This is a genomic window from Microcoleus sp. T3_D1, assembly GCF_036700405.1.
Classification (GTDB): domain Bacteria; phylum Cyanobacteriota; class Cyanobacteriia; order Cyanobacteriales; family Microcoleaceae; genus Microcoleus.
Map to the genome: position 1 here is coordinate 1 of NZ_JAUBOV010000162.1, position 5,388 is coordinate 5,388.

A 5,388-nucleotide genomic window follows, 5' to 3' on the forward strand; every position below is an offset into this window, starting at 1 on the left:
CGAGCGGGGACGCTCGCACTACAATAAAAAAATGCTTTTTACAAAACTGAGATGCTCCCATTCTCCCAAAACCTGCAGAGGCGGGTTTTACCAACTATAAATTGCTTAAAATCAATAATCTCATAAACCGGCCCCCACCCGACAATAAAAATCTGGATAAAGAATTGTGCAAGATGTGCGAGTGAATTGATATTTTGTGCCGAACGCAACCATCCGCCAGATGTTTCAATCCCACAGCAGACTATTGCCACAGGTGCAACATATCAATTTATTAGATATATTAAACAAGGTTAGTTTTTTTTATAATAACGCTTATGGCTGTCAACTTCGCTACCTCCCCCGCTTCTAGTCTCCGACCAGAAGCCCAGAATATCTCAGCACTCAAACAAGTCTTTCAGACAATTGATGCCGATAGCTGTCCGGGTTCCTATAATTTTCATATGCACACAGTCTACTCCGACGGGCGATTGCAGCCAGAGAAATTGATGGAACAAGCCATAGCCAGAGGCCTCAATGGCTTAGCTATCACCGACCACCACAGCACCGAAGGCTACGTTAAAGCTCAAATTTGGCTGGATAATTGGAAATTAAACCATCCTGACAAAAATAGCGAAGCACCTAGTCTGTGGACAGGCGCTGAAATTAATGCCGAATTGCTCAACAACGACGTACACATTCTCGGTTACGCCTTTGATCCGCAACATCCCAGTCTCCAACCATACCTACGAGGTAAAAGCACTGAAGGCACTTATTGTTATTCAGCAGCCAGGGTAATTGAAGCTATTCATGAAGCAGGAGGTTTAGCAGTTCTAGCACATCCTTGCCGGTATCGATCGACGGCAGATAAACTAATCCCAGAAGCAGCCCGTTTCGGCATTGACGGTGTAGAAATTTACTATGCTTACGGTAATCCCAATCCTTGGAAACCAAGCCCCAAACAAACTGCTTTAGTCAAAGATTTAGCAGAAACTTATGGTTTGCTTGGAACTTGCGGCACGGACTCTCACGGCCTGAGTCTTCTCGTCCGAATCTAAATAGTTCGGAAATAACAAGTGCTTTATCCTGTCATTACCAGTCTAAGCGTTAGCGGATATATCTCTTATGAAAGCAATCACAAAGAGCCGAAAACAAACAGTTTATCAGGTCAATCGATTTTAGATTTTAGATTTTAGATTTTAGATTTACTCCACGGATAAATTCGGGGGGCAAGTTTCATCGGATACAGGTTTTTTATTTCTGGGTCCTGAGTCTGCTTTCGGAATGAATCCGGGGGCTTGTATCCTGGATGCTTTCGGTCATATTAGGTGCGCTAGAATGACTATAAAATTGTTTCGTAGTGAGGACTTCAGTCCTCAGAAAAGTCTGTGACTGAAGTTTTCACTACTTGCCTTATACCGGCTATTTTACGGGACGTGATATCATTGCGATCGCCAGGATGAGCTTTCGCCTTCCCAAAGAAAGCAATTGCTTTCTTCAGGTAATATGGTTCCAACTCCGAGAGACCTTGCGCCCTAAAAACCTGTCGCCCTTCTACCGTTCGGGGAACAACTGACAGGCCCGGTTAGTTGGCTGATTTGCCCAATCCAAGCGAGAATTCCCAAATCGATCCATCCAAGCTTCCAAATAAGCCCGATTAGCCTTTTTTTCCTCTGGATCTGATGTATTCATTGGATGAGGTGCTAGACCCAAAATAGTCGCCGTCGTCACGCAAAACATCGACTTTTGAAAACTCTGGCAAATTTGCACCCGCACATCGTCTTCACCGCGACAACTCGTGCGATAAACTTCGTGCAAATACTCCGGCAAATAATGCCGCATATCTTGCATCAATTGAGTTGGCGGAATCCCTGCACCTCCAATCGGTAAAGGGTCAGCAAACAAAGCCCCGTAGGCAAATTCTCTTTGTTCTTCCGGGATTTGATGAGCTTGAGCGTTGTAGGAAACTGTGCCAAAAAAAGCTGTGCCCCGAAAGAAAACAGCCTCTACATAAGGCACGGCTACATCTGGTAAAAATGTCAAATTAGCCGTCGCTGGCAGTATATCGTAGACTCGATCGCCAATCTTGACGCTGTAGGTAATCGGTAGGCTGGCCGCGGCCACTAAACCGGCTTTGACAAAATCAACTACATCAGAAATAGACTTAGTTTCCCCTCGATCGTAGGAATCAGATAAGTCGATGAACAAATCGCTCATTACCCGCCAAAACTGACCGAGACCGGTGTAGTAAGCCAGCATCCGCACTTGTTCTGGCAAAAAATTAGGAAATACTTTGTTGAGTCCCTGCATGAAAAAATTGCCTTTCAGCTTAGCCGCGATCGCCTTTTCGACCAAACTGCTAAATTCCGGGGAATCCAAATAACTGTCCAAACCGCCGCCGCCGTGCCAAAGCATTGTTCTCATGCAATACTCAGCATACTCAAAGTTTATGCGATCGTGCCACAAATAGCGCATTAATTTGGGCAGCGTCACCTCTCCATTGAAATATTTAAAAAACGGGAAAAGCACTAAAAACTGTTCTTCTGCAATATAATTGAGATTGCGAGAATAGGCATCGAGAACAATAGCATAACTTTTGAGAATGCCGACAACTTCTACTACATTTTCCGCAGATTCAGGCAGTAAAGCTTGGCCTGATTCTAATAGGTCAATGTATGCGGATAGGGGATGGGAAGAGGGTTTTAATACGGTACTTTTCATTCTTATTTAACCTTAATTGAAGGAAGGAACGACAAGGATTTGAACGCGGATACACTGATGAATGGAATAGGTAGGGACACGGCAGTGCCGTCTCCCTACAGCCGTCTGCTGTATTTCATGGGATTGAAAACTGCCATAGGACTAAAGTCCGATGCTACTGAGATGTTGCACCATTCTCAATTAGCCGTAGGGGCGGGTTCGCCAACAGCCTTAAAGCTTGCAAATAGGTTCTATAAACCCGCCCGACCCCCCGAAAAATCCTCTTATTGAGATTGCTGCAAGATGTCCGATGCTACGAACCTAGGTCATATTTTATTTCAAGTTTTGAGCGATCGCTTTAACTTGCGGTGGCACATTAGCTACCAGCCCGATCGCAGTTTTCTCGCTCAAAGCAACTAAAACTCCCGGTTGCACTCCCATGATTGCGATAATTATGGCTAAAACCAGCGAAGGGATGCGATCGCGCCAGCGCACTTGTGGCAAATTTACCACCACATCCGAAAGGCGGCCGAAAAAGGCGCGGTTGACCATAATTAAAAAGTAAACTGAAGTCAAACCAGTGCCGATCATGCAGAGCAAAGTTTGCACGGGAAACACTGGCAAACTGCCCCGAAATATCAAAAATTCAGCAATAAATCCAGCCAAACCGGGAATGCCGGCACTAGCCATCACGCCGAGGATCATTAAACTGCCAATCATCGGCAAACCGCGATCGGGATTGAATAAACCTTTGAGCACATCGATGTTGCGGGTGCCGGATTTTTTGTAAACAATCCCGACACTCAAAAATAGCAGCCCCGAAATTAAACCGTGGCTAACCATTTGCAAAACTGTTCCCAGCATACTAATCGGAGTAGCTGCGGCGCTAGCTAACAAAATGTAGCCCATGTGAGCGATCGAACTGTAAGCTACAATTTTTTTCATATCTTTTTGGGCGATCGCGCAACTCGCCCCGTAAAGCACGCTTACCACCGCCCAACTCGCCAAAGTCGGCGCCGCCACCGCCCACGCATCTGGAAACAAACCCAAACCAAAGCGCAGCATCCCATAAGTTCCCAGCTTCAAAAGCACCCCCGCCAGCAGCACCGAAACCGGCGTCGAAGCTTCTACGTGAGCATCCGGCAGCCAAGTATGAAAAGGCACTAAAGGCATCTTAATTCCAAAAGCCAGCAACACAAGAGCCAGCAAAACAATTTGCCTTACCAAAGGCAATGGCAATCCTCCTTGCAAATGCGATGCGCCCGCTGCACCAACCATATCGAAACTAGAAGCACCGCTAAGCCAACCAGTCCCCAAGAAAGCAGCCAGCAGCACAATTCCCGAAAATGCAGTATAGATTAAAAACTTAGTAGCAGCATAACCCCGGCGCTCGCCTCCCCAAATCGCAATTAACAGGTAAAGCGGAATCAATTCTACCTCAAAAAACAGGAAAAACAGCAGCAAATTTTGAGATAAAAAAGCCCCTGTTACGCCGCCGGTTATTAACAGAATCAAAGAATAATAAAGTCGAGGTCTGCGGATCGACTCATCCGTAGCGTAAATAGCTAGCCCTGTCAGCAGAGTATTTAAAATTACCAAAGGCAGAGACAAACCATCAACGCCCAGATTGTAATTCAATCCTAAAGCATCTATCCAAGGAATGAATTCCGAAAACTGCAACTGACTGATACTGGCATCAAACTGAACTGCCAAAATCACCGAAAGAATAAAAGTTATGGCCGCAATGGCGATCGCGACATTCCGAACTATTTTAGAACTCACTGAACCGGGCCAGAGCCCAATCAGGGCAGCAGCCAACATTGGTATCCAGATTAAAGCACTGAGCATCAATTAAAACTTTCCTTTATTACGCAGTTTTTAGAACTATATTTAACATTAACGCAAACCAACTGCATAAAAAAGCGATCGGCCCATTTTCTTGTTAACATAGATTCAAATGTGTCTGGAATCCTCCTATGACCTCAAGTCTTACAGATCGAGAAGAGTTGCAAATTAAATCCGGTTCTCCTTCCACCCGCCTAACAGTTGCCGACTTGGAACAACTGCAAGGTATACTTTCGGAAGCACATCTAGACTACCAATTAGAACTGGTAGACGGGAAGATTATCCTTATGGGCCCATCAGACATTGTATCGAGCGAAATAGGAGCAGAGTTAGTCAGTCTTTTGCGTAACTGGGTCAAACCTCGCAAACTCGGACGAGTGTTTGAGTCCAGCGGCGGGTTTATCCTCCCGAATTCAAATCTTACAGCACCCGATGTTTCTTTTGTAATAGCCGATCGCCTCAAACAAAGTAAAAGGTATTTTGCCGAACTTGTTCCCGACTTAGTTGTAGAAATCAAATCTCAGTCCGATCGCCTCAAACCCCTGCGAGAAAAAATTCTATCATTTATCGAACTCGGAGCAAAAGTAGGAATATTAATCGACCCAGACAAGCGCACAGTAACAATTTACACTCCCCAAACAGAGCCAGTGGTATTGAGAGACGGCGACATGATTTCAATTCCCGAACTTTTGCCCGGTTGGGAAGTTGCGGTGACAGAATTGTGGCCGATCGATTTTGAGTAAAACTAAATAAAAAAGCAGACAAACCTAGAATAAAATCATCTGCGTTCATCGGGAGCATCTCAGTTTTGCATTTACAGTGCGAGCGTCCCCGCTCGCGTATTGTACAATACGCGAGCGGGGACGC

General features: G+C 45.4%; 5 protein-coding genes. 3 read left to right on the plus strand and 2 right to left on the minus strand.

The window, feature by feature from the left end; genetic code table 11:
• The first annotated feature begins 314 nt into the window (after window positions 1–314).
• Window positions 315–1,034 carry a PHP domain-containing protein gene (locus QT992_RS32935; RefSeq protein WP_333321596.1) on the plus strand — a complete coding sequence of 240 codons (720 nt, stop codon included), beginning with the start codon at window positions 315–317 and terminating at the stop codon, window positions 1,032–1,034.
• A 496-nt stretch (window positions 1,035–1,530) separates the two neighbouring features.
• Here QT992_RS32935 and QT992_RS32940 read toward each other — a convergent pair whose 3' ends face one another.
• A complete protein-coding gene (locus tag QT992_RS32940) occupies window positions 1,531–2,697 on the minus strand; it encodes a CO2 hydration protein (protein WP_333342072.1) in 1,167 nt (388 codons plus the stop codon).
• Window positions 2,698–2,754: 57 nt separating this feature from the next.
• Here QT992_RS32940 and QT992_RS32945 point away from each other — a divergent pair, with 57 nt between their 5' ends.
• A complete protein-coding gene (locus QT992_RS32945) occupies window positions 2,755–2,967 on the plus strand; it encodes a hypothetical protein (RefSeq protein ID WP_333181010.1) in 213 nt (70 codons plus the stop codon).
• Window positions 2,968–3,009: 42 nt separating this feature from the next.
• On the opposite strand, the gene QT992_RS32950 is transcribed toward QT992_RS32945, so the two are convergent.
• Entirely contained in the window at window positions 3,010–4,524 is a 1,515-nt protein-coding gene (locus tag QT992_RS32950) for an NADH-quinone oxidoreductase subunit M (protein ID WP_333321593.1), read from the minus strand.
• 128 nt (window positions 4,525–4,652) lie between these two features.
• On the opposite strand from QT992_RS32950, the gene QT992_RS32955 reads away from it, so the two are divergent.
• Window positions 4,653–5,264 (plus strand): Uma2 family endonuclease, encoded by a 612-nt coding sequence (locus tag QT992_RS32955; protein ID WP_333342070.1) that lies wholly within the window; start codon window positions 4,653–4,655, stop codon window positions 5,262–5,264.
• Window positions 5,265–5,388 lie beyond the last annotated feature (124 nt).

Excerpts from the sequence above, each read along its gene's own strand:
- QT992_RS32935 (WP_333321596.1), top strand. The coding sequence starts at position 315 with ATGGCTGTCAACTTCGCTACCTCCCCCGCTTCTAGTCTCCGACCAGAA.
- QT992_RS32940 (WP_333342072.1), bottom strand. The coding sequence starts at position 2,697 with ATGAAAAGTACCGTATTAAAACCCTCTTCCCATCCCCTATCCGCATAC.
- QT992_RS32945 (WP_333181010.1), top strand. The coding sequence starts at position 2,755 with ATGAATGGAATAGGTAGGGACACGGCAGTGCCGTCTCCCTACAGCCGT.
- QT992_RS32950 (WP_333321593.1), bottom strand. The coding sequence starts at position 4,524 with ATGCTCAGTGCTTTAATCTGGATACCAATGTTGGCTGCTGCCCTGATT.
- QT992_RS32955 (WP_333342070.1), top strand. The coding sequence starts at position 4,653 with ATGACCTCAAGTCTTACAGATCGAGAAGAGTTGCAAATTAAATCCGGT.